Here is a 26,376-nt window from a genome sequence, read left to right as displayed (position 1 = left end):
CTCCTGGATGGGGGCGGGATGGGGGACTGGATGGGGATGGGATGGCAGTCGTGGACTGGTGCGGCCCCGGATCATCGCATGCCCTCCACCCGCCACCAGCGCGGCAGCAGCGCCTGCACCTCGCCGCGCCGATAGCGGTCGTCGATGAGAAAGACCACGCCGCGGTCGTGCTCGCTGCGGATGACGCGGCCTGCGGCCTGGACCACCTTGCGCAGCCCCGGGTAGAGGTAGCTGTAGTCATAGCCCTTGTCCGCGCCGAACTGGCGATCCATGGCGCGCTTCATCTCTTCGTTCACGGGATTGACCTGGGGCAGGCCCAGCGTGGCCACGAAGGCGCCGATGAGGCGCTCGCCGGGCAGGTCCACGCCCTCGGAGAACGCCCCGCCCAGCACCGCAAAGCCCACGCCCTGCCCGGCTTCGGTGAAGCGGGCCAGGAAGGCCGCGCGGCCCTCTTCGTCCATGGACGGGGTCTGCAGCCAGACCGGCAGATCGGGATGGGCACGCTGCAGGCATTCGGCCACGCGCTGCAGGTAGTCGAAGCTGCTGAAAAAGCACAGGTAGTTGCCGGGCCGGCGCGCGTACTGCGCGGCCACGAGGTCGGCGATGGGCCGCAGCGAACGGTCGCGGTCGCGGTAGCGCGTGGAGATGTGGCCGGCCACCTGCACATCGAGCTGGTCGGCCTGGAAGGGCGAGTCGGCCTCCAGCCAGTGCGTGCCTTCGGGCAGGCCCAGGATGTCGCGGTAGAAGTGCGGCGGGCTCAGCGTGCCCGAGAACAGCACCGAGGCATGGGCCGCCGCATGGCGTGCCGCCAGGTGGGGCGCGGGCACCACGCAGCGTATGCACAGCGTGGAGGCCGGTGTGCGACGGGGGCCTGAGCGCCCGGGCAGCAGGTGGACATCGAACAGCGCATGGCCGCCGAACTGCTCGGCCAGCGCCATGAACTGCAGCGCCTCCCAGTAGAAGTCCAGCACCGGGTCGCCGGGCAGCATGGGGCTGTCGGCATTGGCGTCGGCGATGGCGGCCACGGCGCGCTGCACGGCGCCCAGCAGGCCTGCGGGCACTTCCTCATGGGCCTGGTAGCTGGCGGTCTGTTCCTTGTTCAGCGCGCTCCAGCTGCGGCTGAGCCGGTCCAGCGCCTTGCGCACGGCACCGGTGGCCGACTTGCGGGCGGCCGCCAGGGCGAACTGCGACAGCTCGGCCGTGTACATGCGGCGCGCGCGCTCGAGCAGGTTGTGGGCCTCGTCCACCAGCACGCCCACCTTCCATTGCTGGGCCTGGGTGAGCGCGTACAGCATTGCGGCGCTGTCGTAGAAGTAGTGGTAGTCGGCCACGACCACGTCGCTCCAGCGCACCAGTTCCTGGGCCAGGTAGTAGGGGCAGATGTCGTGCGCCAGCGCCACGGCACGCACGGCAGGCGGGTCCCAGGGCACCTGCTGCAGCGCGGCGGCGCGCGCGGCGGGCAGGCGGTCGAAGAAGCCGCGCGCCAGCGGGCAGGAGTCGCCGTGGCAGGCCTTGTCGGGATGCTCGCAGGCCTTGTCGCGCGCCAGGATGGCGAGCACGCGCAACCTTGCGGGTGGTGCGGGTGGTGCGGGTGGCGAGGGCAGCGGTTGTGGCGCAGCCGGTTCCTGCGGCGGTGGCTGGTGCTGCTCGGCAATCTGCCGGTTCACGCTGGCCAGCGCCTGCAGCGCCAGGCCATGGCCCGTGCCCTTGGCCGTGAGGAAGAACAGCCTGTCCAGGCCCTGGTCCGGCATGGCCTTGAGCATGGGGAAGATGGTGCCCAGCGTCTTGCCGATGCCCGTGGGCGCCTGCGCCATCAGGCATTGGCCGCCCTGCTGCGCGCGCGCCACGCGGTAGACGGCCACGGCCAGCTCGCGCTGGCCCGCGCGAAAGCCCTGCATGGGAAAGCGCAGCGCGGCCAGCGCCGCCTCGCGCGCCGTGCGGTGGGCGGCCTCGCTGCGCGCCCAGTCCAGGAACAGCGCGCATTGCTGCTCGAAGAAGGCGCGCAGCGTGGCCGCGTCTTCCTCCTGCACCAGCACGGTTTCCTCCGAGTTGCCCACGTTGAAATACACCAGCGCCACGCGCAGCCGCTGCAGGCCGCGCGCCTGGCACAGCAGATGGGCATAGATGCGCGCCTGGGCCCAGTGCAGTGCCCGGTGATGGGCGCGCACGCCCTCGATCTGGCCGCGGTAGGTCTTGATTTCCTCCAGCTGGCCGGCCTGGGCATCGAAGCCGTCGGCACGGCCGCGCACGCGCAGGTCGCCGTACTCACCGGCCAGGCTGATCTCGGTCTCGTAGTCCTTGCCCCTGCGCGACTGCACCAGGCTGTGGCCGGCCATGCCCTCCAGCGCGCTGGGCGCGGGCGTGAAGCGCAGGTCCAGGTCGCCCGCGCGTGCCGTGAACTCGCACAGCGCGCGCACGGCCACGGTGTAGCTCACGCGGCCTCTCCCAGCGGCTGGCCGCGCCACTGGACGTGGCACACGCGCACGGGAATGCCGTGCTCGGCACAGTACTGCAGCCAGCGGATCTGGTTGTCCTGCAGCTTGTCGCCGGGGGCCTTGGCCTCGACCAGTTCGTAGCGGCGCTCGGCCGGCCAGAAACGCACCAGATCGGGAAAGCCCGTGCGGTTGGCCTGCACGTCGCGCAGCAGCCGCGCAAAGAACAGCTTGAGGTGGGCAGCCGGAATGCAGTCCAGCGCCAGCGCCAGCAGGGGCGCGCTCAGCGTGCCCCAGAACACGAAGGGCGACTGCAGGCCCTGCTTGTCGGCATGGCGCTGCACGATGACCTCGCGCCAGCTGCCATCGTCCAGATGCGCCAGGCATTCCTCGAACAAGGCTGCGCGGCGCTGCACGAAGTCGGGCGCCGACAGGTCGGCCGGGCCGCTCTGGAACGGGTGGAAGAAAGCGCCCGGCAGCGGCGCGAAGATGGCCGGCCAGCACAGCAGGCCGAACAGCGAGTTGATGAGCGCGTTCTCCACGTAGAACACCGGCGCGGCGTCGCTGTGCCAGTGGTCGCGCAGCACGTACTCGACGGAGCTGGGCCGCGCCGGCAGCTCCAGCTCCACGTCCATGCGCATCTGCGCCACCACGGGCGCCAGCGCCGCCGCACGCCCGCGTGCGCCCTGCCCCAGGCTGCGGCGCAGGCGCGGCAGCATGCGCGCCACGCGCTGCAGCTCCTCGTCGCTCTCGGGCTGGGCCTGGGCGGCCTGGGCCAGCGCCATGGCATCGGCAAAGCGCTCCATGCGCTCGTACACGCGCATGCGCCGGTGGCGGGCGCCGGGGTAGCGGCTTTGCGCATAGGCCTGCTCGGCACGCTCCCAGTCCTGCATGCGCTCGCAGGCCTGGCCTATGCGCAGCAGCACCTTGGCGCGGCGCTGCTCCAGCCAGGCATTGCCGCTGGCGCATCCGGCCACCTGCTGCAGCAGCGCATCGATCTCCACGCCCTCATCCAGCGCCGCGCGGCAGGCCTGCAGGGCCAGGTAGCCATCGACATCGGCGCGCGACTGGAAGGCCCGTGACGCCGCATCGAAGGCCACGGCCTCGTAGCGGAACACGCCCAGGTCGGCCAGCACGAATTCCGACCAGTCCTGGTAGAGATTGCCGAAGAACATCAGCCGAAAGCGCTCGCACAGCGCGCCCACCATCACGCGCCAGGCGGCTTCGCCGGCTCCGACGCCCTGGTGCCATTGCGCATAGGGCCTGGGCGCCTCGTGCAGGGGCTGCAGGGCCTGCAAAAGCTCGGCCTTGCGCAGGCCTGAGTGAATGGGTGCGCCTGCGAACAGCTGCAGCAGCTCGGGCTTGGTGTGCAGCGCAAACAGCTCCTCCAGCGCCATGGGGTGGTCCGCGTCCAGCCAGCCCAGCTCGAGCAGGGGCGCGGCCGCGTCGGCAATGCCGGGAATCTCTTCGTACACCAGCTTGCCGGCCCGAAACCACGGCCCGCGCCGCATCAGCAAACGCACCATCAGCGCCTGCGAGGGCTGGGGCAGCTGCGTGAAACGGGTGAGGAATGCCTGCTCGGGCGCGTCCAGCAGATCGCCGTAACGCTGGCCAATCCAGTCCAGCGCGCGCTGGAAGTTGTGCAGGTAGTAGAAGCGGTGGGGAGGGAGCATGGGCCTGGCAGATCGGGCAGCCAGGCCGCTCGAAAACTGTATCTTTATACAGTCATCATAGCAAAACAGGAGTGACCACTTCGGAGGGAAGCGCGCTTGCCTGCAGGCTGGCGCAAACCCAGAATTGCATCTGTTTTGTTGACAGAGGGCCCGCCATGCGGATCACCGTGACGATCGACGATGCCTTGTACGAAGAAGCCCTGAAGATGTTGGAGCCAGGCATGGACGAGGCAGATCTGTTCCAACAAGTCCTCAGAACTTTCGTGAGGGTGCAGGCAGCCAAACGCCTCGCAGCACTTGGCGGCAGGGCAACCGATATGCCGGATTCCCAGGAGATTGCGTGTCGCTGGCCCTCGCCTACAGACTGGCTTTCCACCAAAGGCAGCACGATGCGCAACGCATGGCAGCATGCGTATTGACCACTCCCTGCCAGGAGGACCAGGGCATGGCGGCGATACGGCTACACGCTGCCCTGGGACCCGCTCTCAGATCACTTACGGATTGGCTATCACCTCGTCAGCATCCGACCAATAGCTGATCAGGCGTGTATAGACAAAGCCGGCGGCAGGCTTGTTGGGATCACTGATGCTGAACAACACCACCTTGCCTGCGTCACGGGAGTCATAGTTGGCCGAGTAATCCGACCAGAAGGTTGGCAGGCTGAATACGGTCTGGCCCGTACTCTTGTCCGTTGCCCGGACTGCGTGGCCGATGCTGCCGTTCTTGGAAATGCTTTCGATCACCAGTCGATACCAGCGCAGTTCCTCGAGCTTGGCCTCGCCGATGGCACCACGCGGATATTGAGCGGACGGACGATGGTGCGAGTCACCGTTGTCCTTGGTGTTGGTGATCTCAATTTCCTCAAGCGCCACGCTGCCTGGCGAATAGCCCCAATTGCCCGCAATGACAGCACCGCCACGGTTGTCACCCGCCACACTGTATGAGCCTTTGTGCCTGGCAATGATGCCCATGTGGCAAGCGGCCAGATAGCCATCGCTGAAGCGCACATCCATCACGATGGTGTGGCGGTTGTTGGCAGGGTTGTAGTTGGCAGGACGCCCCGTGTTGTCGAACACGAGCGCATGCGGATTGATATGCCGCGAATCGTAAACAAGAGGGAAACCCGTCGTGCTTTTGTACTGCTGGATGTTGTCCGGCGGCATGTACTGATCCGAGACGAGAACCTTGGAAACTTGAGCCATGGAGGCCTCCTATTCAATGGATGGAGTCGAAGGCGCTCGGCGGCACTCGGGTGGGGGGTTCGCTTGGACCCTCAGGGAATTCAACGTGCCGCAACGCGGGCACTTGATGTTCAGTAGCTGAAAGACGCCCATGGCGAGCTTTCGATTGCAGTTCGCGCATCTCACTTCCTGCTCCATGCGCTGCCTCACTGCAATGGTTGAAACAACATGCCGTCGGACACCAGAAATGGCAACGTACCGCCGCTGAGAAGGACGGCGTTGAAGCCGACAGGAGAGCAACTGGCAAAACAAAACATGAGGCCTCGGCACAGTAGATTTCAGGAAGTCCGCCGTATGGCTTGGGCGGACTTTTATTGTGCTGGCGCGAAACCTGTAGGTAAAACTATGCCGGACGTAGCTGCACCGCTTACGTCGAGCAAGCCTGTGGTCGCGAGACAGGCGCCTGCACGCGCTGGCCCAGCGGTTTGGCATTGCCTGCCGGAGCGTCCTGCCGTAGGGCCGGTTTCCCTGCTTCTCGAAGGGCTGGCCCCGCGCACGGCGCTCGCGCGGGTTCGCACAAGCGCGCGACACGCGCTACAAATCCGGCCTGCGCATCCTCGACAAGGCGTCCTGCCGATTGGCGGCTCCCAGCTTGCGGTAGATGTTTTCCAGGTGCCGCTTCACCGTGCCTGCACGCAACTCCAGCATGGTGGCGATTTCTGCGTTGGTGTTGCCGTTGGCGACCCATTGCAGCACTTCACGTTCGCGCGGGCTCAGCACGTCGGCAGCCGGCGAGCCCGATGAGAGCGCCTGCCATGCCGCCTGGCTGATTCGCTGCTGCTGGCTCAGGCGCCGCCACTGCGCCTGCGCATGCGGCCCCAGCAAGGTCAGCGCCATGCGCTCCGCCGCGGTGTAGCCGCGCGAGGCGCGTGTGACATTGAGGGTCAGCATCGCTCCGTGGCCCAGGTCCACGTCCAGCGCGAGTCCGTCCTGCTGGCCCACCTGGGAGTAGGCCTGGGCATAGAGCGCCGTCCTCTGCCATTGCCCGCGAGTCAGCAGGTCGGAAATGCTGGCGGCCTGCGTCTGGCGCTGCCGATACAAGGGGTTGTCGGCCAGATGCCGGTGCACCGCAGCGTTGACTTCGGAGGAAATGGCCCGCACCGGATCGTAGGCCGTGTAGCCACGGACTTCCGCAATGCCGGAGAAATCCACCACCCGAATGTCACCCGGCACCACCAGGCGCAGCGCGTGCAGCAAATGCGTGGCCAGCGCGTGCAGATCGGGCGCGCCGTGCACCGCGAGGATGGCCTGATTGAGTTGCCCCAGTTGCTGCGTTGACAGGGTCATGTCGCGAAATCCAATGGCGTGCTCGAGGTGCTGGCGATAGGTGGGCCGGCTGAGGCCGCATTTTCAGGCCTGCGATGTGCCGTCGGCACATTTTCACGATCTTCGCAGAAAGCTAAGGTCACGCGGTCCGCAACAACAGCGCGCGGGTCTGCCCGGGACACGCAGCGCAACGGGAGGAACCGTGCACGCTTTTCTTCACAGACCCCTTCGACGCCTCCGGCTTCTGGCAGTGCCTGGCGCGCTGTGCAGCCTGCTGGCACTCAATGGCCAGGCCGCGACCATCGTGGTCAATACCACGGACAACACGCCCGGTGCAGCGGACTGCAGCCTGAATGAGGCATTGACCAGTGCCCAGATGGATGACGGCAGTTGGGGCAACGGCGCATGCATATCGGGCAATGGCGCGGACACCATCGTGTTCGACCCGGCCGTCTTTCCGGCAGGCAGCCTCACCGCCATTGCATTGGCAGGCCATTCCATCGACCTCAACTTCACCACCTCGGACATCACGATCGACGGGGACCAGCGGGTGGCGCTCGATGGGGGCAATGCCTCCCGCCTGGTGTCGGCCCAGGGCAGCGGTGTCCAGCTCACGCTGCGCGGCCTGACACTGCGCGGCGGGCAGACCGCCGCCGGTGAAGACGGCGGCGCCATCTACCTGGACAACGGCGTCACCCTGCGCCTGGAGCGCAGCGTGGTGCAGGACAGCACGGCCGGCATCAACGGCGGGGGACTGTACAGCCGCGACAGCACGGTGACCATCGTGGACAGTGTGTTCAGCGGCAACCAGGCAGGGGGACAGGGCGGTGCCATCTACAGCACAGGCAGCGGCTCGCTGACGGTGGAGCGCAGCCGCCTGTCCGGCAACACGGCCCGCACGCTGGGCGGGGGCCTGCGCAGCGGGGTGCCGACCACTATGACCGACAGCACCGTCACCGGCAACGCGCTGGCGTCTCCGGGCTCGGGTGCCGGCGTCTCGTTCACGCTCACCCGCCCCCGCACACTCCACGGCAACCAGATCACGAACAACGCGCCCGGCAACAACTGTGGCGGCGAAACGTTCACGGGGACGGGCAACCGCTACTGGCCGGCCAGCGATACCAGTTGCCCGGCGGCGGCAGGTGCCATCGCCAAAGCGCCGCAGGCCATCACCTTCACCACGGCACCACCGGCCGGCGCACGGGTGGGGGATACCTATGACGTGGCCGCCGTCGGAGGCGCCTCGGGAAACCCCGTCATGTTCGCCGTGGATGCATTGACCGCGGCGATCTGCAGCGCCTCCGGCAGCACCATCCGCTTCCAGGCCGCAGGGACATGCACGATCAACGCCAGCCAGCTCGGCGATGCGGACCATGACGCGGCTCCGCAGGCGGTGCAGATGGCGGCGGTGGGACAGGGCCCCTCCCGTGTCACGCTGACCTCCAGCGCCAATCCCTCGCGCTCCGGGCAGTCGCTGTCCTTCTCCGTGGTGGTCGCACCCGATGTCTCCCTGGGCACCGCCGCCGTCCCGACGGGAACGGTCGAAATCCTGGCTGGCGGCCTGTCGCTGGGCACGGCAGGTTTGTCCAATGCCAGGGCCATCATCGCCACCACCCAACTGACGGTGGCCGGCCCGCATGCCATCGTGGCCCGGTACGGCGGCGATGCGAACTATCTCGCCGCGGACAGCGGCGCATGGGCCCAGACCGTGGAGCCCGCAGCCCCGGCCCCGGCCACAGCCACCCCCGTGCCCGCGCTGGGCCCCTGGGGAGTGCTGCTGTGCGCCGTGCTGACGGGATGGGCAGGACTGCGGCTGCGCCGCGTGCACGGCACCTGATGCCGCCGCCTGCCCGCAGGCCTCAGGCCGAATGCATCCAGCGCTGGTGCAGCCACCGCGCCGCATGGTCCAGCGCATAGCCCAGGGCACCGATCAGCACCACGGCAGCCATCAGCTCCGAATACGCCAGGCGGTCGCGCGTGTCGAGGATGAAGTAGCCCAGCCCGGCCGACACGCCCAGCATTTCCGCGGGCACCAGCACGATCCAGATGATGCCGATGGCCAGGCGCACGCCCGTGAGGATCTGGGCCGTGATGCCGGGCAGCACCACGCGCAGCACGGTCTCGGTGCGCGTGGCCGACAGGCTGCGCGCCAGCAGCAGCCAGTTGCGGTCCAGCTGGGCCACGCCGGCCGCCGTGCTCAGCAGGATGGGCCAGACGGCGGCGAAGGCCAGCAGGAAGTAAACGGGCGCGTCGCCCACGCCCAGCACCATCACGGCAATGGGCATCCACGACAGCGGCGAGATCATGCGCAGGAACTGGAACACGGGCGAGAACGCCTGCGAGAACCCGCGCGACAGGCCCACCAGCACGCCCAGCGGCACGCCGACCACGAAGGCCAGCAGCAGGCCCACGGCCACGCGCTGCAGGCTCAGCAGGGTGTGCATCCAGATGTCGGCGCCCGTCAGCAGCTGGCCCAGCGCCTGCAGCGAAGGCCAGGGCGCAAAGGCCGCAGCCACGGGCGTGCTGCGCGCCAGCAGCGCGCCGCCCACCCACCACAGGGCCAGGACCAGGGCCGCGCCCAGCAGCGGCAATCCAATACGTCGCAACACCTGGATCACACCACGATGGTTTCGCGGCGCGAGAAATCAGCCGGAATGCCGAAGACCTGCGGGCCGCCCACGGCCTGGATGGCCTTGCGCACGAAGCGGTCGTCCACCAGGTCAGTGGCCGCAAACCTGGGCTCCAGCTTGTCGAGGAAGCGCGTGTCGCCCTCGACCTTGGTGGCCTTGATGGCGCGCACCAGCTGCTCGGTGTACGAGGGATAGGGATAGGGCTGGAAGTCGATGCGCCGCTGGTGCCAGCCCTTGTTGACGACCACGCCGCTGGCCTCGTAGCTGGCGTAGTCGGTGGCGGCCAGCACCTTGGACAGCGTCTGCTGCGGATGCGGCGTGTAGCGGCGCTCGCCCGTGCTCGACAGCAGGCGCGCGGCGGCCAGGCGGTTGTCGCGTGTCCACAGCTGGGCCTTGACCACGGCATTGGTCACGCGCTGGGCCCATTCGGGCTTGTCGGCGATATCGCGCTCGGCCAGGAAGGTGACGCAGCAGGCGTGGTCCTTCCAGACATCGCCCGAGAAGCGCAGCATCTTGCCCACGCCCGCGATCTCGGCGGCGGCATTGAAGGGCTCGGCCACGATGAAGCCCGCAATCGACTTGCCGGCCAGGGCCGAGACCATTTCGGCCGGTGCCAGCACGACGAGGTTGACCTCGTTGGCCGCAATGGCGCCGCCGCGCGCCCGCGTCACGGCCGTGAGGCCGGCCTTGCGCAGCACGTCCTGCAGCAGGATGTTGTGGATGGAGTACCAGAACGGGATCGCCACGGTCTTGCCGCCCAGGTCCTGCACCTTCTGGATCTCGGGCAGCACGGTCAGGCCCGAGCCGTTGACGTGGTTCCAGGCCACGATCTTGGCGGGGAACTTGGCGCCGTAGCGCACCCACAGCGTGGAGGGCGTGAGCAGGTGGATGACGTTGACCTGGCCCGAGACGAAGGCCTCGACGATCTGGGCCCAGGAGCGGAACAGGCGCGGCGCCTCGGCCTTGAGGCCTTCGGCCTCGAACAGGCCGTTGCCGTGGGCCACCAGCAGCGGCGTGGCGTCGGTGATGGGCAGGTAGCCGATCTTCACGGGCTGGTCATCGCCCTTGAAGGCCTGGGCGCGCGCATCGCCTGCGGCCAGCAGCGGCGCGGCCACGGAGGCCGTGGCCAGCGCGCCCAGGCGCAGCATGTCGCGCCGCGTGAGGCCGCAGCCGCAGTCCGACGAGGCGCAGATGTGGGTGTAGGAAGGGTGGTCCTGGAAGCTCATGCGAAAGACCTTTCAGAAGAGCATGGTTGAAGTCGAAGAAATGGCGGATCTGCAGGCGGATCGGCAGACAGGCGAGCCGGATCAGGCCTGGGCCGCATGGCGCACGCCGTGCAGGGCCGAGAGGATGTCCAGCCGCAGCGCGGTCACGGCGGCGGCCTGGTCCTCGCGCGGGCGCGCAATGTCCACGCGCCATTCGCGCACGATGTGGCCGGGCCGCCCGCCCATCAGCAGGATGCGGTCGCCCACGAGGATGGCCTCGTCGATGTCATGCGTGACCAGCAGCGCCGCCGTGTGCCAGCGGTGGACCACGTCCACCATCAGCTCCTGCATCTCGGCGCGCGTGATGGCGTCCAGGGCCGAGAACGGCTCGTCGGCCAGCAGCAGCTGCGGCTCGCGCGCCAGGGCGCGCGCCAGGGCCACGCGCTGGGCCATGCCGCCCGACAGCTGCGAGGGATAGAGCGCGCCGTTGCCGCCCAGGCCCACGGCCTGCAGCGCCTGCTCCACGCGCTGGCGGCGGGCCTCGGCCTCCAGCTTCGGCTGGCGCTCGAAGTCCAGGCCGAAGCCCACGTTGCGCCGCGCGTCCAGCCAGGGCAGCAGGCTGGGCTGCTGGAACACGAAGCCCGCGCGCGGATGCGGCGCGGTCAGCGGCTGGCCGAGGAACTGGAGCTCGCCCCGGCTCCAGGCACCGCCGTCCGGTGATTCGAGGCCGCCGAGCACGCGCAGCAGCGAGGACTTGCCGCAGCCGCTGCCGCCGAGCAGGCAGACGATCTCGCGCGGGGCAATGCTCAGGGAGATGTCCTCGAACACGGCCTTGCCGGGCGCATAGCCAAAGCCCGCGCCGCGTGCCTGCAGCACGGGCGCGGGAGCGTCAGGGGAGAAAGCTTCCGTCTGGGTCATGAACTGGTGGTTGCCAGGGCCGCGCCAGCCAGCGCGCCCTGTAGCTGCGTGACGCTGGGCGTCACGATGGGGATGAAGGCCGCCTCGCGCCAACGGCGCGCAAATCCCAGCGGCTGGTCGCGATGATAAGCGCGCCCGCCGCTGGCGTGCAGCTCCAGCTGCAGGGACTGCTGCACGATGTCGTTCAATTCCAGGCGCAGGCGGAACAGGGCTTGAGGTCGGTCAAGAAAACGCCCCTCGGACAGGCCCGCATGCAGCGTGGCCGTGGCCAGCTCCAGCGCGTGGCGCTGCTGCTGCAGCGGGCCGCCCAGCACATCGCGCCCGGCGCCGGCACGGGCCGAGGCCGCCGCCAGCGAGGCGCGCGCCAGGCCGATGCACAGCCCCAGCTGCAGGCCCATGAAGGCGGGCCGCACGCGCGGCAGGAAATGGTTGGCGTCGGCATGGATCACATCGGCCGGACCGATCTGCAGCCCCTCGATGGACAGCGCCGCCGTATGGCTGCCGCGCAGCGCGATCAGGTCCAGGTCGGCGCTGCGCTGCAGGCCCGCCGCATCGCCGGGCAGCGCGGCAACGAAGGGCTTTGCACCGTCGCTGCGCGAGACGGCAACGGCCACCACGAAGCGACCCGGCGGCACCAGGTTGGTGGCCCAGGGCACGCGCCCGCGCAGTGCAAGGCCGTCGGCGCCGACGGCGCCGACAGTGCCGACGGGCGTGGCCTCGACCTGCAGGGCCTCGATGCCGCCCAGGTACTTCATGGCGTTGGACAGGCCCGTGGCGCCCGCCTGCGTGCCCTGCAGCAGGCCCGGCAGCCAGCGCTGGCGCAGCGCCGCGTTGGGCGACTGCAGCAGGTATTCGACAAAGGCGCGCTGCGCCCAGAACACGAAGCCCGCCGTCAGCGAATGCCCGGCCACGCCGGCAATGGCCTCCAGCGCATCGCCCAGGCTGCCGCCCTGCCCGCCATCGGCCACGGGCACGCCCAGGCCGAACAGGCCGTGCTGCGCCAGCCGGGGCAGCACCTCGTGCGCATGCGCGGGGCCTTCGTCCAGGGAGTCGGCATGGGCGTCCAGCCACTGCCGCAGCGAATCAGCCAGCATGTGCGTTCTCCTGCGGTTGTCGGAACTGTTCGGGCAGATAGGGCTGCAGTTGCGGGTTGACGGGGCTTTGCGCCAGGCTGTTGGCAAAGTTGCACAGCGTGGCCAGGCTGATGCCCAGCACCACCTCCAGCGCCTGCTGCTCGCTGAAGCCGGCCGCATGGAAGGCGGCCAGGGCCTCGTCGGCGACGGCGCCGCGCGTGGCGATCACGGCTTCGGCAAAGCGGCGCACGGCGTCCAGGCGCGGCTGGCCCGTGTCGCGGCCGTCCTGCAGCGCCACCACCTCGGCCTGGGTCAGGCCGGCCTGCTTGAAGGCCAGCTTGGTGTGGCCGGCCACGCAGAAGTCGCAGCCATGGATGCGCGCCGCCGTGATCTGCACCACTTCGCGCTCGGCCAGCGTGAGCTGGGCGCGCGCGTTGATCTGGCCCACGGTCACATAGGTCTCCAGCGCCTGGGGCGAGTTGGCCAGGATGGCGATCAGGTTGGGCAGGAATCCGTTGCCGGCCAGGGCGCGCTCCACGAAGGGGCGGCTGGCTTCAGGAGCGGTTTGCGGGGTGTGCAGGGTCAGGCGTGCCATGGTGCTTTGCAGGAATGAAGGAATGCCTTCATGATCGGCCGCGCCCCCCTTGCCATCAATGCCGCCGCGTCGCGGATTTATGCCCGAACGTGTCAACCCGCAGGCAGATGCGGCGGGCTCGGATGGCGGCTCAGCAGCAGCGTGCCTGCGCGCGCTGCCAGGCGCCGGGCTGCTCGCCCATCACGCGCTTGAAGGCACGCGAGAATGCCGCGTAGGACTCGTAGCCCACGGCCTCGGCCACCTGGCCTATCGCCTCGCCCTGGGCCAGGCGGCGCGCGGCCAGCTGCATGCGCAGCAGCAGCAGGAATTGCTGGGGCGGCTGGCCGCAGGCCTCGGCGAACTGCCGAAAGAACGTGGCGCGCGACAGGCACACGCGCGCGGCCATGTCGGCCACGCTCCAGTTGCGGGCCGGCTCGCGCAGCAGCTCGGCCACCAGCGGCGCAAAGCCCGGCCGGCGCAGCAGGCTCCAGATGCCGCGCGCCCGCGCATCGCCATGCGCGAGCTGGCGCAGGCCGTAGAAGAACAGCAGGCCCACCAGCCGGTCCATCACGGCCGAGGGCTCGGTGCCCGTGCGCAGCGCCTCGGCGCGCATCAGGTCGAACAGCATGGAGGCGCCGCTCATCGCATGGTCGTCGCCGCGCAGCACCAGGTGGTCGGGGAAGGCATCGACCAGCAGGCCGCGCATGGGCCCCTCGAAGGTGAAGAAGCCGCAGGCCAGCGCCGTCTCTCCGATGCCGGCATCGCCCGTGGCGGGGCGCATGGCCTGCGGGGCGCAGGCCATGTCCGGGTCGGCATAGGGCGAGATGAAATGCGGCACATCGCGCGAGAGGAACACGCCGTCGCGCGGCTGCAGCTCCACCGAGGGCTGGCCCGGCAGGTGCAGCCAGCAGCGCCCGTCCAGGATCAGGTGAAAGCTGGCCCGCGCGCGCCCCGCCGTGGAGGCCCGCCAGCGCCCGCAGTACTGCCCCACGTGGAACACGCTGGCGCGCCATTGCAGGCCGTTGAGCAGGCCGTCGATGACGCGATCGACCTGCGCTTCGGCCGCGCTGTCGGGGACTGGGTCGGGTAGCACGGTGGTACAGGCAAGGCAGTGGAGGGAATGCGGCCGGCCAGTATCGCCACGATGCAGGCGCGGGGGAACGAATCTTTGGGCATATGCTTGTGCCCTTACCGATATCAGTGCGGCCCCACCCGGCCCCGCCCCGCACCCGGCCTCAGTCCGGCTTGATATCCGACTCCTTGATCACGGCCGACCAGCGGCCCACCTCCTTGGCGATCTGCATGCGCGCCTCGGCAGGCGTGGTGAAGGTGGGCATGGCGCCCTGGGCGACCAGGGCGTCCTTCACTTCCTGCTGCCCCATCACCTCCTTGAGCGCGCCGCTGAGCCGGGCGACGATGGGCGCGGGCGTGCCCGCAGGCGCCAGCAGGCCGAACATCGACGTCACCTCAAAGCCCGACAGCCCGGCCTCGGCCGTGGTGGGAATGTCGGCAATGGAGGGCACGCGCTGCGCCGTGGTCACGGCCAGGCCGCGCAGCCGCCCGCCCTTGATGAAGCCCTGCGTGGCGGGCAGGGTGTCGAACACCACATCCACCTGGCCGCCCATGAGGTCGTTGAGCGCGGGCGTGCTGCCCTTGTAGGGCACATGCGTCAGCGGCACGCCGGCCTGCCGCTTGAACAGCTCGGCCGCCAGATGCTGGGGTGAGCCATTGCCCGAGGAGCCGTAGTTCAGCCCGCCCGGCTTCGCTTTGGCCAGCGCGATGAACTCCGCCAGATTGGCCGACGTCACCGACGGCCCCACGGTGATCACCAGCGGCACGCGGCCCACCACGGCTATGGGCGCGAAGCTCTTGTCCATGGTGAAGCCCGCCGTGGCAGGCATGAGCACGCTGTTGATGGAATGGCTGGTCAGCGCGCCCAGCAGCAGCGTATAGCCATCGGGCCTTTCCTTGGCCACGGCCGCGGCGCCCAGGTTGCCGGCCGCGCCGGCCCGGTTCTCCACCACCACGGGCTGGCCCAGCGCCAGCGAGAGCCTTTGCCCCACCACGCGGCCGATCACGTCGGTGGCGCCCCCGGGCGTGTACGGAACGACCAGCTTGATGGGCCGGGCCGGATAGGCGCCGTCGGCCAGCGCGGGCGTGGCCAGGCCTGGGCCCAGCGCCAGCGCGGCCAGCAGCACCGCAGCCAGGGCGGCGCGCCGGTTGGGCGCATGAATGCGACGGATGCGGGATGCAGCAACAACCATGGGTGTCTCCTCCTTTTGTCTTGTGTCGGAAAAACATGCCCGGCACGCACTCCGGGCACGGCTGCATGGTTGGCCAGATAGATTATTAATAATATAGGTGATAACAACGATAATAATCCGCGGCATCCGCCGCTATCCTGCCCCACGACAAGGCAGCGCCTGCCTTCCGACCCCGCCAAGACCCTCTGCAAAGCACCCCACCCATGACCGACCCCAAGACTCCCGATGGCGCTCCAGGCCATGACATCGCCCCCGCCGATGCGGCCACGGGCATCTCCAAGGGCCTGACCAACTACGGCGACCGCGGCTTTTCGCTGTTCCTGCGCAAGGCCTTCATCAAGGGCGCGGGCTACACGGACTCGGCGCTGCAGCGGCCCGTCATAGGCATCACCAACACGGGCAGCAGCTACAACCCCTGCCACGGCAATGCGCCCCAGCTGATCGAGGCCGTCAAGCGCGGCGTGATGCTGGCGGGTGGCCTGCCCATGGACTTCCCCACCATCTCGGTGCACGAAAGCTTCTCGGCGCCGACCAGCATGTACCTGCGCAACCTCATGTCCATGGACACCGAGGAGATGATCCGCGCCCAGCCCATGGATGCCATCGTGCTCATCGGCGGCTGCGACAAGACGGTGCCGGCCCAGTTGATGGGAGCGGCCTCGGCGGGCATTCCGGCCATCCAGCTGATCACCGGGTCGATGCTCACCGGCTCGCACCGCAGCGAGCGCGTGGGCGCCTGCACGGACTGCCGCCGCTACTGGGGCAAGTTCCGCGCCGAAGAGATCGACGCCGAAGAGATCGCCGACGTGAACAACCAGCTGGTGGCCAGCGTGGGTACCTGCTCGGTCATGGGCACGGCCAGCACCATGGCCTGCATTGCCGAGGCGCTGGGCATGACCGTGCCCGGCGGCGCCTCGCCCCCCGCCGTCACGGCCGACCGCATCCGCATTGCCGAGCAGACCGGCACCGAGGCCGTGCGCATGGCGCGCGGGGGCCTGACCATCGACAAAATCCTCACGCCCGCCGCCTTCGAGAACGCCATGCGCGTGCTGCTGGCCATCGGCGGCTCCACCAACGGGCTCGTGCACCTGGCCGCCATTGCGGGGCGCATGGGCTATGACATCGACCTCAAGGCCCTGGACCGCATGGGCCGCGACACGCCCGTGCTGCTGGACCTCAAGCCCTCGGGCGACCACTACATGGAGGACTTCCACCACGCGGGCGGCATGGCCACGCTGCTGCGCGAGCTCAAGCCCCTGCTGAACCTGGACGCCCTCACCGTCACCGGCCGCACGCTGGGCGAAGAGATCGACCGCGCCGGCCCCGGCTTTGCGCAGGACGTGGTGCGCCCGCGCTCCAACCCCATCTACCCGCAGGGCGGCATCGCCGTGCTGCAGGGCAACCTGGCGCCGGGCGGCGCCATCATCAAGCAGTCGGCCGCCCATCCTCGGCTCATGGAGCACGAAGGCCGCGCCGTGGTCTTCGAGAACGCGGCCGACCTGGCCCACCGCATCGACAGCGACGACCTGGACGTGACGGCCGACGACATCCTCGTGCTCAAGAACATCGGCCCCAAGGGCGCGCCCGGCATGCCCGAGGCCGGCTACATCCCCATCCCGCGCAAGCTGGCGCGGGCCGGCGTCAAGGACATCGTGCGCATCTCCGACGGGCGCATGAGCGGCACGGCCTTCGGCACCATCGTGCTGCACGTCACGCCCGAATCGGCCGTGGGAGGGCCGCTGGCCCATGTGAGGAATGGCGACCGCATCACGCTGTCGGTGGCGCGCCGCGAGCTGACGCTGCAGGTCGGCGACGAGGAACTGGCCCGCCGCGCCCGCGAGCAGCCGGTGGCCGTGCCCACGGCCGAGCGCGGCTACCGCAAGCTCTTCCTCACCACCGTGAACCAGGCCGACCAGGGCGTGGACTTCGACTTCCTGCGCTGCGCCACCGAGCGCGGCACCATTCCCGGCCGGCGTGAATAGTCGGCGCAGGCGGTCAATTCGGACAAAATGGCGTCTTTGTCCCAACCGCCTGTCTTGATGGTCGCTGCCGCCTCACTGCCGATTTCCCTGGATGCCGAACCCGCCCCCGCAGCCGACGCCCTGGGCGCCATGGTGGCCGCGCTGGAAGAGGACGTGGTCTTCGGCCGGCTGCACCCGCGCGAGCGCCTGGTGGAGGACGACCTCATGGCCCGCTTCGACGTCAAGCGCCATGTGGCCCGCGAGGCCCTGGCCGCGCTGGACCGCATGGGCCTCATCGAGCGCCGCAAGAACGTGGGCGCCCTGGTGCGCTCCTTCTCCACCCAGGAAGTGCAGGAACTGTACGAGCTGCGCGGCATGCTCGAAGTGGAGGCTGCCCGCAAGATCCCCCTGCCCGTGCCGGCCGAGAGGCTCGAACGCCTGACCTCCATCCAGCAGCAGCACGACGCCGCCGTGGCCGAAGGCAACGCGCGCCTGGTGTTCCGCATCAACCTGGCCTTTCACCAGGAACTGTTTGCGCTGGCGGGCAACGACACGCTGCACAAGGCCATCACCGAATACGCGCGCCAGACGCACCCCATCCGCTTCGCCTCCCTGGTCTCGGCCGACTACCGCGAGCGCGCACGCCAGGAACACTGGCAAATGATCGAAGCCCTGCGCGCCCGGGACCGCGACGCCCTGGTCCGCCTGTGCGCCGAGCACCTGCTGCCCTCGCGCGATGCGTATCTGAATGCGCAGTTGCAGCGGTTGTAGGCGAAGTCACCCAGGAGCGACGCGGGCAGCGTCACGCGCCGTTGCCGCCGCTGCGCTCGGCAGCCAGACGCTCCCGCAACTGGCCGAGGGTGACGGTGCTGGAGGGATCAGCCCTCAAGGCGTCATAAGCAGGGCCTACCTCCAGGTGCAGCCAGCTATCCAGGCCGCGATCCTTGTCCATCAGCGCTTTCAACCCCGCGCAGATCACCTCGCTTTCGCTGGCGTACTCACTGGCCCTCACTTTGGCCCTGACCGCATCGGCGATGTCATTGGGCAAGGTGATGCTCATTTGCTGAGTGGTCTGCATGGGAGGCTCCCTGTAGGCAAGTGAGTGATCCTACTTTCATGTGGCAATCCAGTCGCCGACCCCGCCTCAGCTTGCACTCGCCCCCAACCTCCCCCGGTACGCCGCAGGCGTCTCCCCGAACGTGCGCCGGAACAAGCCGATGAAGGCGCTGGCCGTGGCGTAGCCCAGGTCCAGCGCGATGTTCGTTACAGGCGCGCCGGCGGCCAGCATCTCGAGCGAGCGCATCAGCCGCGCGCGCTGGCGCCAGGCGGTGAAGCTGAAGCCCGTCTCCGACACAAAGCGCCGGCTCAGCGTGCGCGAGCTGACCGCGGCCCAGCGCGCCCAGGCCTCCAGGTCGCGGGCATCGGCCGGGTCGGCGATCAGTGCGCGGGCGATGCGCTGCAGGCGCGGGTCTGCGGGCAGGGGCAGGCCCAGGGGCTCCACGGGCAGGGTGCGGATCTCGTCCAGGATCACCGCCATCACATGGGCGCGGGCCTGGTCCGCCGAAGGGCCTGGTTGCACGGGCTGCGTTGTGGGCACGCCTTGCTGCCATCCCCAGCCGGCGGCGCGCAGCACGGCCTCGCGCAACAGGCCCGAGGTGCGGATGGCGCAGGGCCGCTGCGGCAGGTCGGCGCAGGCCGGCTCCGCCACATAGACGCTCCAGCCGTGGAAGGGACCATGGGAGCGGCCCGAATGCAGCTGGTGCGGCGGCAGCCACACGGCATGGATGGCGGGCACCACCCAGACCGCGTCTTCCACGCCCACCGACAGCAGCCCGCGCAGCGAGCCGAACAGCTGGCCGCGCGCGTGGCGGTGCGGCTCGGAGGCCAGCTCCTCGTCCTGGTTGCCCACGGCTGCTATCAGCACGGGGCCATCGGCACGGTTCACATGGCTGACCAGTTCAAGAATGGCATCGGGCATGGCGTCTTTGAGCTATTTGTTGGCTGATCCAGTCTACAGCCGCCAACGCCTTTGTTCTTACGCTTGTGCCATGCACACAGACAACACCGCCCTTGCAGACCCGCCAGGCCCGGCCATCGACCTGGACTTGCTCTACGCCGCCCCGGCAGAAAGAATCCAGAAGGCCGTGCGCGACCGCCTGTCCGACTTCCACGAGGCCTATCTGCGCCAGGCCAGCTTCTTTTGCCTGGCCACGGCCGGCGAACGCGGCCTGGATGCCTCGCCGCGCGGCGGGCCACCCGGCTTTGTGCAGGTGCTGGACGAGCGCACCGTGGCCTTTGCCGACTGGCCCGGCAACAACCGCATCGAATCCCTGCGCAACCTGCAGGCCGATGACCGCCTGGCCATGCTCTTCCTGTTCCCGGGATTGGACATCTTCCTGCGCATCAACGGGCGCGGCCGCATCTCCACCGACCCCCATCTGCTGCAGGAGCTGAGCGAAGGCCGGGGCACGCCCAAGACCGCCACCGTGGTGCTGGTCGACGAGGTGCTGCTGCACTGCGGCAAGGCCATCCACCGCTCCGGCCTGTGGAACCCGTCAAGCCAGCTGGACCGCACCGCCCTGCCCACCGTGGGCCAGATGATGGCCGCCCTCACGCAGTTGGCCGACGCTACGGCGCCCGCCATGGATGCCGCCCAACAGGAACAGGCCGACGCCCACTACGCCCATGCGGTCAGGCACGACCTGTACTGATGCCCTGCTTTTTCCCAGGAACCATGACATGCTGATCGATACCTCCCGCTTTCCCCTGGTCTACCTGCGCGAACCCGAAGCGCAGGCACCTGCAGACGCAGGCAGCGGCAATGACGCTTCGGCCGAAGCCCGGATCGAATCCCTGCTCGACCAGGGCCGGCACTTTGTGCTGCTCACCGACCACCTGCCCGGCGACCACCCCGAGGAAAGCCACGAAGAACGCAAGCAGCGCGCCCTGTTCTTCAAGCGCAACCGCGAACGCATGCGCCAGCTGTGCCGGGGCATGGTCGTCATCACAGGCGACCGCGCCGTGCCCGCCGCCCTGCGCCTGGCCGTGCAAGGCATGGGCAAGGCGCTGGGCATGCGGGTTGCGTTCGTGCAGGGGGAGGATGAGGCGCAGGTCTGCTCGTGGGAGCTGCTTGGACAGGCGTGAAGGCGGGCCAGGCGGAGTGTGGGCACAAACAGACACATCTCCCTACAAGCTCCATACGGGGGAGTCGCATCGATAAAATTATTGGGAATCATTCTCATCCCGCATTCTCATCCCGTTTTTTCCATGCACTCCCCCCTCCACACGCTGACCCCGATCGCCGGGGCCCTGGCCCTTCTTTTGTCTGCTGGCGCCGCATGGGCCCAGCCTGCCCCTTCCACGGCAACGGCCGCGCCCGAGCTGGGCACCGTCACCGTGGAGGCCAGCGCCGATGCGTCGGCTGAAGGCCTGTCCAGGCCCTACGCGGGCGGCCAGGTGGCACGCGGCGGGCGGGCCGGGATTCTGGGCACGCGCGACAACATGGAGACGCCGTTCTCCATCACCAGCTACACCAACGAGCTGATCCAGGACCGCCAGGCCAAGAGCGTGGGCGATGTGCTGCAGAACGATCCTTCCGTGCGCGTGGCGCGCGGCTTCGGCAATTTCCAGGAGTCCTACTTCGTGCGCGGCTTCGTGCTGGGCTCGGACGACATGGCCTACAACGGCCTGTACGCGCTGCTGCCGCGCCAGTACATCGCCACCGAGCTGTTCGAGCGCGTGGAGCTGCTGCGCGGCGCATCGGCCTTTCTGATGGGCGCCAGCCCCAATGGCGGCGGCCTGGGCGGCAACATCAACCTGCTGCCCAAGCGCGCGGGCAGCGATCCGCTGTCGCGCCTGACGGCAGGCATTGCCAGCGGCGGCCAGGCCTTCGTGGCGGCCGACGTGAGCCGGCGCTTCGGCCCCGACCAGGCCACGGGCATCCGCCTGAACGCCGCGCACCGGGGCGGCGATACCGCCATCGACCAGGAAAGCTCCAAGCTCGATCTGTTGTCCGTGGGCATGGACTGGCGCAGCCGCAATGTGCGCCTGTCGGGCGACATCGGCTGGCAGGACAACCGCCTCAAGCGCACGCGCACCAATGTCACGCCGGGCGCAGGGCTGGCCGCCATTCCTGCGGCGCCCGATGCTTCCTCCAACTGGGCCCAGCCCTGGACCTATTCCGACGAGCGCGACCTGTTCGGCACGCTGCGCGGCGAATGGGACATCAACAGCAACGTGACGGCCTGGGCCGCCTACGGCCTGCGCCGCAGCTCCGAGAACAACTCGCTGGCCAACATCACGCTGGCGGCGGCCGGCAATGGCGCGGCCACCACCAGCCGCTTCGACAACGCGCGCAAGGACCGCGTGAGCACAGGCGAGCTGGGCGTGCGCGCACGCCTGAACACGGGCAGCGTGGGCCATGAGATCGTGGCCAGCTACTCGGCCTTCGACCTCAAGGTCTACAACGCCTACGGCATGAGCACCGGCGGGGGCAGCAACACGCTGGCCACCAATCTCTACGACCCGCGCTACTACGCGATCACGCCGCTCAACTACCTGGGCAACGACCTGTCCAACCCCGCCTACAACCGGGGCACGCGCCTGAACAGCTTTGCCTTGGGCGACACGCTGTCGCTGATGGACGGCCGCATGCTGGTGACGGCCGGCGTGCGTCGCCAGACGATAGAGACCGACTCGGTGAGCTACCGCATCGTCAGCAACGGCGCGGTCACCAGCCAGGGCGGCGTGCGCACGGCCTACGACCAGAGCCGCACCAGCCCGGTGCTGGGCGCGGTGTTCAAGCTCACGCCGCAGGTATCGCTGTACGGCAACTACATCGAGGGACTGGCCCAGGGCGACACGGCACCGGCCAAGTCGGGCGACACCATCATCGCCAACGCGGGCCAGCAGATGTCGCCCTACGTGACCAAGCAAAAGGAAGTGGGCGTCAAGTACGACGGCGGCAAGCTGGGCGGCGGCCTGGCCTTCTTCTCCACCGACAAGCCGCGCTCGCTGATCGACGGCAACCTGTTCACCTCGGCCGGCAAGGACCGTCACCAGGGCGTGGAATTCAACGTCTTCGGCGAACCCATGCGCGGCCTGCGCCTGCTGGGCGGCGCCACCTGGCTGGACGCCAGGCAGCAAAGCACGGGCCGCGCCACCACCGACGGCAAGCGCGTCATCGGCGTGCCGCGCTTCCAGGCCACGGCGGGCGTGGAATGGGATGTGCCAGGCATCAACGGCCTGGCGCTGGACGGCCGCCTGGTGCACACCGGCGCCAGCTACGCCAACGATGTCAACAGCCTGCGCGTGGCCGGCTGGAACCGCCTGGACCTGGGCGTGCGCTACATGACCGAAGTGCAGGGCAAGCTGCTCACGCTGCGCCTGCGCGTGGACAACGCGACGGACCGCAACTACTGGGCCTCCGTGGGCGGCTACCCGGGTTCGGGCTACCTGACGGTGGGCGGTCCGCGCACGTTCTCGCTGAGTGCGAGTGTGGATTTCTGAGGCGCGAGGCACGTGCTTTCCGGGAAGGAACCTTTCGCCCGGGCATGGTAATGCACCTGCATTACCATGCATGGCAGCCTATCAGGAGATGCCATCATGTTTTCGACGCTTGAAGCCGAATCCACGCTCACTGACCGCTACCAGACCACCATTCCCGAAGCCGTTCGCCGCGCATTGCACCTGAGCAAGCGCGACAGGATCCACTACACCATCCTGCCCGGCGGGGAGGTCGTGCTCAGTCGCGCCGACTCCACCGAGGATGCCGATCCCGTGCTGGGCCAGTTTCTCGGCTTTCTGGCACAGGACATGGCAGCCCACCCCGAGCGCCTGCAGACCATGGATGCCCGTCTGGCGCAGCAGATCCAGGCGCTGACCGAAGGCATCGAGGTCGATCTGGATGCACCGCTTCTGGCAGACGACGAATGAGCGCCGTACCGCCCGCCCCCTTGCGCATTCACGGCTGGACGGTATTCATGCACCCGCTTTTCCTGGCCCAGCTGCAGGCGTTGAGCCAGGAAGTGGAGGGTCTGAAAACCAAGGACCCTGGCGGGTACACACGCAAGAACGCGACCAAGCGATTGGCGGCGATCCGCAAGCTGGCATTCGATGTCATCCCGCAGGATCCGACGCGGCCAGACTACCGCCAGGGCCATACCCTGGGCGAGGAGCACAAGCACTGGTTTCGGGCCAGGTTCTTCCAGCAGTACCGCCTGTTCTTTCGCTTTCACGCCCCCAGCAAAATCATCGTGTTCGCCTGGGTCAACGATGAGGACACCAAGCGAGCCTATGAGGGCAGCGACGATGCCTACAGGGTGTTCCGAAAAATGCTCGCCAACGGGCACCCTCCTGGCGATTGGGACAGTTTGCTGGCACAGGCGAAGTCCCCGCCACCCGACTCACAGCCGCACGCCTGAGCCGCAGCCCGCCCTCAGGTCTCACGCGGCTTGGTGTCCGGCTCCGCGTCATCGTGCGGCGGCGGCGCACTGACCACATGCGGCAGCATCACGAGGATGACGATGGCCAGCAGCGTGGCCAGCAGCGCGATGGCTTCGCGCCCCAGGCCGCAGGCCACGCCGATGGCGGCCGTCATCCAGATGCCGGCTGCCGTGGTCAGGCCCTGCACCTGTTCCTCGGAGTGGCGCTTGATGATGGCGCCCGCGCCCAGGAAGCCTACGCCGGCCACCACGCCCTGGATCACGCGGCTCATGTCGGCAATGTCCATGCCGCCGCGCTCGGGCACCAGCACGAACAGCGCCGCGCCCATGGCCACCAGCATGTGGGTGCGCAGGCCTGCGGCCTTGCCCTTGTGCTCACGCTCGTAGCCGACGATGCCGCCCAGCAGCGCCGCCAGCAGCAGGCGCACCATGACGCGCGTGACCTCGGCCGCATCGGGCAGGCTGGAAAATTCCTCGACCAGGGTGTTGGCCACTTCCTCCCACATGGCGCGTTCCTTTCCTTGGGTTTGCGTCCGGACTCAGGAAGGGAGCATGGCGTGGCGTGCAGCACACCCAGGCCATCGGCATTCGCCATTGGCTGTCAGCCAAGCGCGCCCGCTTCAGGCGCCTGCGGGCTTGTCCTGGTCCTTCGGGGGAGAGGCCTGCTCGGGCACCGGTGCGGGTGCCGACGCAGGAGCAGGAGCAGGAGCAGGAGCAGGAGCAGGTGCGACCACCATGCTCAGCATGTGCTGGGCCAGCGTCTCGTACAGCGGCCGGGCCAGCATGCGCGAGACCAGGCTGGCCAGCATGGCCGCCGCCATGAGGCTGAGCACCATGGAGTGGCCGTCCACCATCTCCATCACGATGATGAAGGCCGTCAGCGGCGCCTGTGTCACGGCGGCCAGGAAGGCGGCCATGCCCATGGCGATGAGGGCGGGCGCGATGTCTGCGCCCATGAGGCCGGCCACGTTGTGGCCCACGCCCGCGCCAATGGACAGCGACGGCGCGAAGATGCCGCCCGGCACGCCCACCCAGGCCGACAGCCAGGTGGCGATGAACTTCAGGGTGACGTAGAACGAAGGCACGTCGGCCTGGCCCGCCAGCATGTGCTTGACGGCTTCCGAGCCCGCGCCGAAGGTGGCGCCGCCCGTGACCATGCCGATGACGGCGATCACCAGCGCGACCGCCGCCGCGAAGCGGATGGGAAAGCGCGCGCGCAGCTGGTTGAGCCGCTCGGGCGCGCGGGTCAGCGAGGCGGCCAGCAGCTTGGCGAACAGGCCTCCCAGCACGCCGCAGGCCAGGGTCACGCACAGGCCCGGCAGCAGCGCGTCCCAGGTCAGGTGGGGCACCTGGATGCGCCCGAAATAGCTGAGGTTGCCGAAGGCCGACACGCCCATCAGGCCGGCCAGCACGATGGCCGCGATGATCAGGCCGCTGGAGCGCGACTCCAGCTTGCGCGACAGCTCCTCGATGGCGAAGACCACGCCGGCCAGCGGCGCGTTGAAGGCCGCCGCAATGCCGGCCGCGCCGCCGGCCACCAGCAGCGCATGGTGGCTGATACCCGAATGAGGGCCGAACCAGCGCCGCGCATGGTGCATGACACCGGCGGCCACCTGCACCGACGGCCCCTCGCGCCCGATGGACAGCCCCGCCGCAAAGCCTGCGCTGGCCAGCGCCATCTTGGCGAAGGACAGCCACAGCGACACGAAGCGCCCGCGCTGCGTGGAGTCCAGCGCCGGGTCCAGCGTGGCGATCACCTGCGGAATGCCCGATCCCGCCGCACCCGGCGCCCAGCGCCGCGTGAGCCACACGGCGCCCGCCGTGACGGCAGGCATCCACAGCAGCACGGCCCAGCCGCCCTGCCAGTGGTAGATGCTCTCGAAGAATTCGAAGCCCGCGTCCGCCATCAGCGTGAAGGCCACCACGCACAGCCCGGCGGCGGCGGCATAGGCCAGCACGATGGTGCGGTCCAGCCAGCGCCTGCCGTCCCGGAATTCCTGGTTCAGGTTGTGGAGGAAGTCGGGTTCTTGCTGCATCGCGTGAAGAGGCTGGGCGAAAGCTCTTCATTGTGCACAAGCCCGGCCACAGGGGCTGTCGCCATCGGCAATGCCTACTTCGCCACTGAGTTGATGGCCGATGACTGTGTACCTGGAGAGCCGTCCGTCAGGCATTCCACCACCCGGGCATGGGCACCCTGGCAACCCGTGCCGTACGCCACTCAATGACGGCACGTTTGCGCAGCTCTCGCCCGCGCCGGCGCGAACCCGTCGCAGACCTGCAGCGCGCTGCCGTGCCGATCGTGCCTGCAGGTTCAGTCCACCACGAAGAGCCTGGCGCCCTTGGGCGAGCGCGAGCGGTGCGGCTCGGCGTTGTCCGCCACCTGGTAGCTCATGCCGGGTGTCAGCGTGAAGCGGCGGCCGTCCGCCAGTTCGGTCTCCAGCTCCCCTTCCAGGCACAGCAGCACATGGCCCTTGGTGCACCAGTGGTCGGAGACATAGCCGGGCGTGTACTCCACCGTGCGCACGCGGATGTTGCCGAAGTTCTGCGTGCGCCAGAACGCCTGACCGGCCTCGGCCGAATGCTCGGTGGCCGCCACGGCGGCCCAGTCGGTGGTGTTGAAGGGGATGTTGTCCATCTGCATGGCGGGATTCCTTGATGAAGGGGGTGTACAGCGTGGGGGCCGGCGTCGGCAGCAG

General features: G+C 68.9%; 26 protein-coding genes. 9 read left to right on the top strand and 17 right to left on the bottom strand.

Translation table 11 applies throughout. From position 1 onward, the window contains the following. Positions 1–71: 71 nt before the first annotated feature. Both GRX31_RS19705 and GRX31_RS19700 read right to left on the bottom strand, forming a co-directional pair. Positions 72–2,435 (bottom strand): helicase C-terminal domain-containing protein, encoded by a 2,364-nt coding sequence (locus GRX31_RS19705; RefSeq protein ID WP_160854351.1) that lies wholly within the window; start codon positions 2,433–2,435, stop codon positions 72–74. Then, entirely contained in the window at positions 2,432–4,105 is a 1,674-nt protein-coding gene (locus tag GRX31_RS19700) for a VRR-NUC domain-containing protein (protein WP_160854349.1), read from the bottom strand. Before GRX31_RS19700 ends, GRX31_RS19705 begins: the two co-directional genes overlap by 4 nt. A 155-nt stretch (positions 4,106–4,260) precedes the next feature. Between GRX31_RS19700 and GRX31_RS19695 the strand changes: the two genes are divergently transcribed. Next, on the top strand, positions 4,261–4,524 hold the full coding sequence (locus GRX31_RS19695; protein ID WP_017407154.1) for a hypothetical protein: 264 nt from the start codon (positions 4,261–4,263) through the stop codon (positions 4,522–4,524). Positions 4,525–4,599: 75 nt separating this feature from the next. On the opposite strand, the gene GRX31_RS19690 is transcribed toward GRX31_RS19695, so the two are convergent. The 3 genes from GRX31_RS19690 to GRX31_RS19680 all read right to left on the bottom strand — a co-directional run bounded on the left by GRX31_RS19690 (position 4,600) and on the right by GRX31_RS19680 (position 6,633). Next, positions 4,600–5,307 (bottom strand): hypothetical protein, encoded by a 708-nt coding sequence (locus GRX31_RS19690; protein WP_016452681.1) that lies wholly within the window; start codon positions 5,305–5,307, stop codon positions 4,600–4,602. A gap of 9 nt (positions 5,308–5,316) precedes the next feature. Next, complete coding sequence (locus GRX31_RS19685) at positions 5,317–5,484, bottom strand: Com family DNA-binding transcriptional regulator (RefSeq protein WP_080649906.1); 168 nt, start codon at positions 5,482–5,484, stop codon at positions 5,317–5,319. 396 nt (positions 5,485–5,880) lie between these two features. Beyond that, positions 5,881–6,633, bottom strand: a complete 753-nt coding sequence (locus GRX31_RS19680; protein WP_160854347.1) for a helix-turn-helix transcriptional regulator — start codon at positions 6,631–6,633, stop codon at positions 5,881–5,883. 229 nt (positions 6,634–6,862) lie between these two features. Between GRX31_RS19680 and GRX31_RS19675 the strand changes: the two genes are divergently transcribed. After that, the gene (locus GRX31_RS19675) at positions 6,863–8,449 is read left to right on the top strand and encodes an Ig-like domain repeat protein (RefSeq protein ID WP_160854345.1); all 1,587 of its coding nucleotides are present in this window, start codon (positions 6,863–6,865) and stop codon (positions 8,447–8,449) included. Positions 8,450–8,471: 22 nt separating this feature from the next. Here GRX31_RS19675 and GRX31_RS19670 read toward each other — a convergent pair whose 3' ends face one another. From GRX31_RS19670 to GRX31_RS19640, 7 genes are all read right to left on the bottom strand, one after another. Continuing rightward, positions 8,472–9,230 (bottom strand): ABC transporter permease, encoded by a 759-nt coding sequence (locus tag GRX31_RS19670; protein ID WP_016452684.1) that lies wholly within the window; start codon positions 9,228–9,230, stop codon positions 8,472–8,474. Then, on the bottom strand, positions 9,227–10,468 hold the full coding sequence (locus GRX31_RS19665) for an ABC transporter substrate-binding protein (RefSeq protein WP_016448371.1): 1,242 nt from the start codon (positions 10,466–10,468) through the stop codon (positions 9,227–9,229). The genes GRX31_RS19670 and GRX31_RS19665 overlap by 4 nt, the downstream gene beginning before the upstream one ends. Positions 10,469–10,549: 81 nt before the next feature. Further along, positions 10,550–11,365 carry an ABC transporter ATP-binding protein gene (locus tag GRX31_RS19660; protein ID WP_160854343.1) on the bottom strand — a complete coding sequence of 272 codons (816 nt, stop codon included), beginning with the start codon at positions 11,363–11,365 and terminating at the stop codon, positions 10,550–10,552. Then, positions 11,362–12,459, bottom strand: a complete 1,098-nt coding sequence (locus GRX31_RS19655; RefSeq protein ID WP_160854341.1) for an acyl-CoA dehydrogenase family protein — start codon at positions 12,457–12,459, stop codon at positions 11,362–11,364. The genes GRX31_RS19660 and GRX31_RS19655 overlap by 4 nt, the downstream gene beginning before the upstream one ends. Further along, the gene (locus GRX31_RS19650; RefSeq protein ID WP_096914104.1) at positions 12,449–13,033 is read right to left on the bottom strand and encodes a carboxymuconolactone decarboxylase family protein; all 585 of its coding nucleotides are present in this window, start codon (positions 13,031–13,033) and stop codon (positions 12,449–12,451) included. Before GRX31_RS19650 ends, GRX31_RS19655 begins: the two co-directional genes overlap by 11 nt. A gap of 130 nt (positions 13,034–13,163) precedes the next feature. Next, positions 13,164–14,105, bottom strand: coding sequence for an AraC family transcriptional regulator (locus GRX31_RS19645; RefSeq protein ID WP_016448374.1), 942 nt, complete (start codon positions 14,103–14,105; stop codon positions 13,164–13,166). A 142-nt stretch (positions 14,106–14,247) separates the two neighbouring features. Then, a complete protein-coding gene (locus tag GRX31_RS19640; RefSeq protein WP_160854339.1) occupies positions 14,248–15,276 on the bottom strand; it encodes a Bug family tripartite tricarboxylate transporter substrate binding protein in 1,029 nt (342 codons plus the stop codon). A gap of 203 nt (positions 15,277–15,479) precedes the next feature. Between GRX31_RS19640 and GRX31_RS19635 the strand changes: the two genes are divergently transcribed. Together GRX31_RS19635 and GRX31_RS19630 are read left to right on the top strand one after the other, a co-directional pair. Next, positions 15,480–17,258: an IlvD/Edd family dehydratase gene (locus GRX31_RS19635; protein ID WP_126311032.1), complete on the top strand. Its 1,779-nt coding sequence runs from the start codon at positions 15,480–15,482 to the stop codon at positions 17,256–17,258. A gap of 57 nt (positions 17,259–17,315) precedes the next feature. Next, positions 17,316–18,008, top strand: coding sequence for a GntR family transcriptional regulator (locus tag GRX31_RS19630; protein ID WP_160854337.1), 693 nt, complete (start codon positions 17,316–17,318; stop codon positions 18,006–18,008). A gap of 31 nt (positions 18,009–18,039) precedes the next feature. On the opposite strand, the gene GRX31_RS19625 is transcribed toward GRX31_RS19630, so the two are convergent. Both GRX31_RS19625 and GRX31_RS19620 read right to left on the bottom strand, forming a co-directional pair. After that, the gene (locus GRX31_RS19625) at positions 18,040–18,315 is read right to left on the bottom strand and encodes a ribbon-helix-helix domain-containing protein (RefSeq protein WP_160854335.1); all 276 of its coding nucleotides are present in this window, start codon (positions 18,313–18,315) and stop codon (positions 18,040–18,042) included. 66 nt (positions 18,316–18,381) lie between these two features. Then, positions 18,382–19,215: an AraC family transcriptional regulator gene (locus GRX31_RS19620; protein WP_016448379.1), complete on the bottom strand. Its 834-nt coding sequence runs from the start codon at positions 19,213–19,215 to the stop codon at positions 18,382–18,384. 70 nt (positions 19,216–19,285) lie between these two features. On the opposite strand from GRX31_RS19620, the gene GRX31_RS19615 reads away from it, so the two are divergent. The 5 genes from GRX31_RS19615 (at position 19,286) to GRX31_RS19595 (ending at position 23,659) form a co-directional block, all read left to right on the top strand. After that, a complete protein-coding gene (locus GRX31_RS19615) occupies positions 19,286–19,948 on the top strand; it encodes an MSMEG_1061 family FMN-dependent PPOX-type flavoprotein (protein WP_160854333.1) in 663 nt (220 codons plus the stop codon). Between the two features lie 28 nt (positions 19,949–19,976). After that, positions 19,977–20,381 carry a hypothetical protein gene (locus GRX31_RS19610; protein ID WP_043821679.1) on the top strand — a complete coding sequence of 135 codons (405 nt, stop codon included), beginning with the start codon at positions 19,977–19,979 and terminating at the stop codon, positions 20,379–20,381. A gap of 123 nt (positions 20,382–20,504) precedes the next feature. Beyond that, on the top strand, positions 20,505–22,745 hold the full coding sequence (locus GRX31_RS19605; RefSeq protein ID WP_160854331.1) for a TonB-dependent receptor: 2,241 nt from the start codon (positions 20,505–20,507) through the stop codon (positions 22,743–22,745). Between the two features lie 96 nt (positions 22,746–22,841). Next, complete coding sequence (locus GRX31_RS19600; RefSeq protein ID WP_160854329.1) at positions 22,842–23,171, top strand: type II toxin-antitoxin system PrlF family antitoxin; 330 nt, start codon at positions 22,842–22,844, stop codon at positions 23,169–23,171. After that, positions 23,168–23,659, top strand: a complete 492-nt coding sequence (locus GRX31_RS19595; RefSeq protein WP_034363310.1) for a type II toxin-antitoxin system YhaV family toxin — start codon at positions 23,168–23,170, stop codon at positions 23,657–23,659. The genes GRX31_RS19600 and GRX31_RS19595 overlap by 4 nt, the downstream gene beginning before the upstream one ends. A gap of 14 nt (positions 23,660–23,673) precedes the next feature. Here the strand turns inward: GRX31_RS19595 and GRX31_RS19590 are convergent, their stop codons facing one another. The 3 genes from GRX31_RS19590 to GRX31_RS19580 all read right to left on the bottom strand — a co-directional run bounded on the left by GRX31_RS19590 (position 23,674) and on the right by GRX31_RS19580 (position 26,321). Then, positions 23,674–24,186: an MgtC/SapB family protein gene (locus tag GRX31_RS19590; protein WP_016448386.1), complete on the bottom strand. Its 513-nt coding sequence runs from the start codon at positions 24,184–24,186 to the stop codon at positions 23,674–23,676. A 114-nt stretch (positions 24,187–24,300) separates the two neighbouring features. Beyond that, positions 24,301–25,716 carry a chloride channel protein gene (locus GRX31_RS19585; protein ID WP_160854327.1) on the bottom strand — a complete coding sequence of 472 codons (1,416 nt, stop codon included), beginning with the start codon at positions 25,714–25,716 and terminating at the stop codon, positions 24,301–24,303. Positions 25,717–25,991: 275 nt separating this feature from the next. Then, a complete protein-coding gene (locus GRX31_RS19580) occupies positions 25,992–26,321 on the bottom strand; it encodes a DHCW motif cupin fold protein (RefSeq protein ID WP_160854325.1) in 330 nt (109 codons plus the stop codon). Positions 26,322–26,376: the final 55 nt, after the last annotated feature.

The sequence above is a fragment of the Delftia sp. CH05 genome, assembly GCF_009827015.1.
Lineage (GTDB): Bacteria > Pseudomonadota > Gammaproteobacteria > Burkholderiales > Burkholderiaceae_C > Comamonas > Comamonas tsuruhatensis.
The sequence above is the reverse complement of the archived record's forward strand: the minus strand, read 5'-3'. Positions and strand labels throughout refer to the sequence as shown.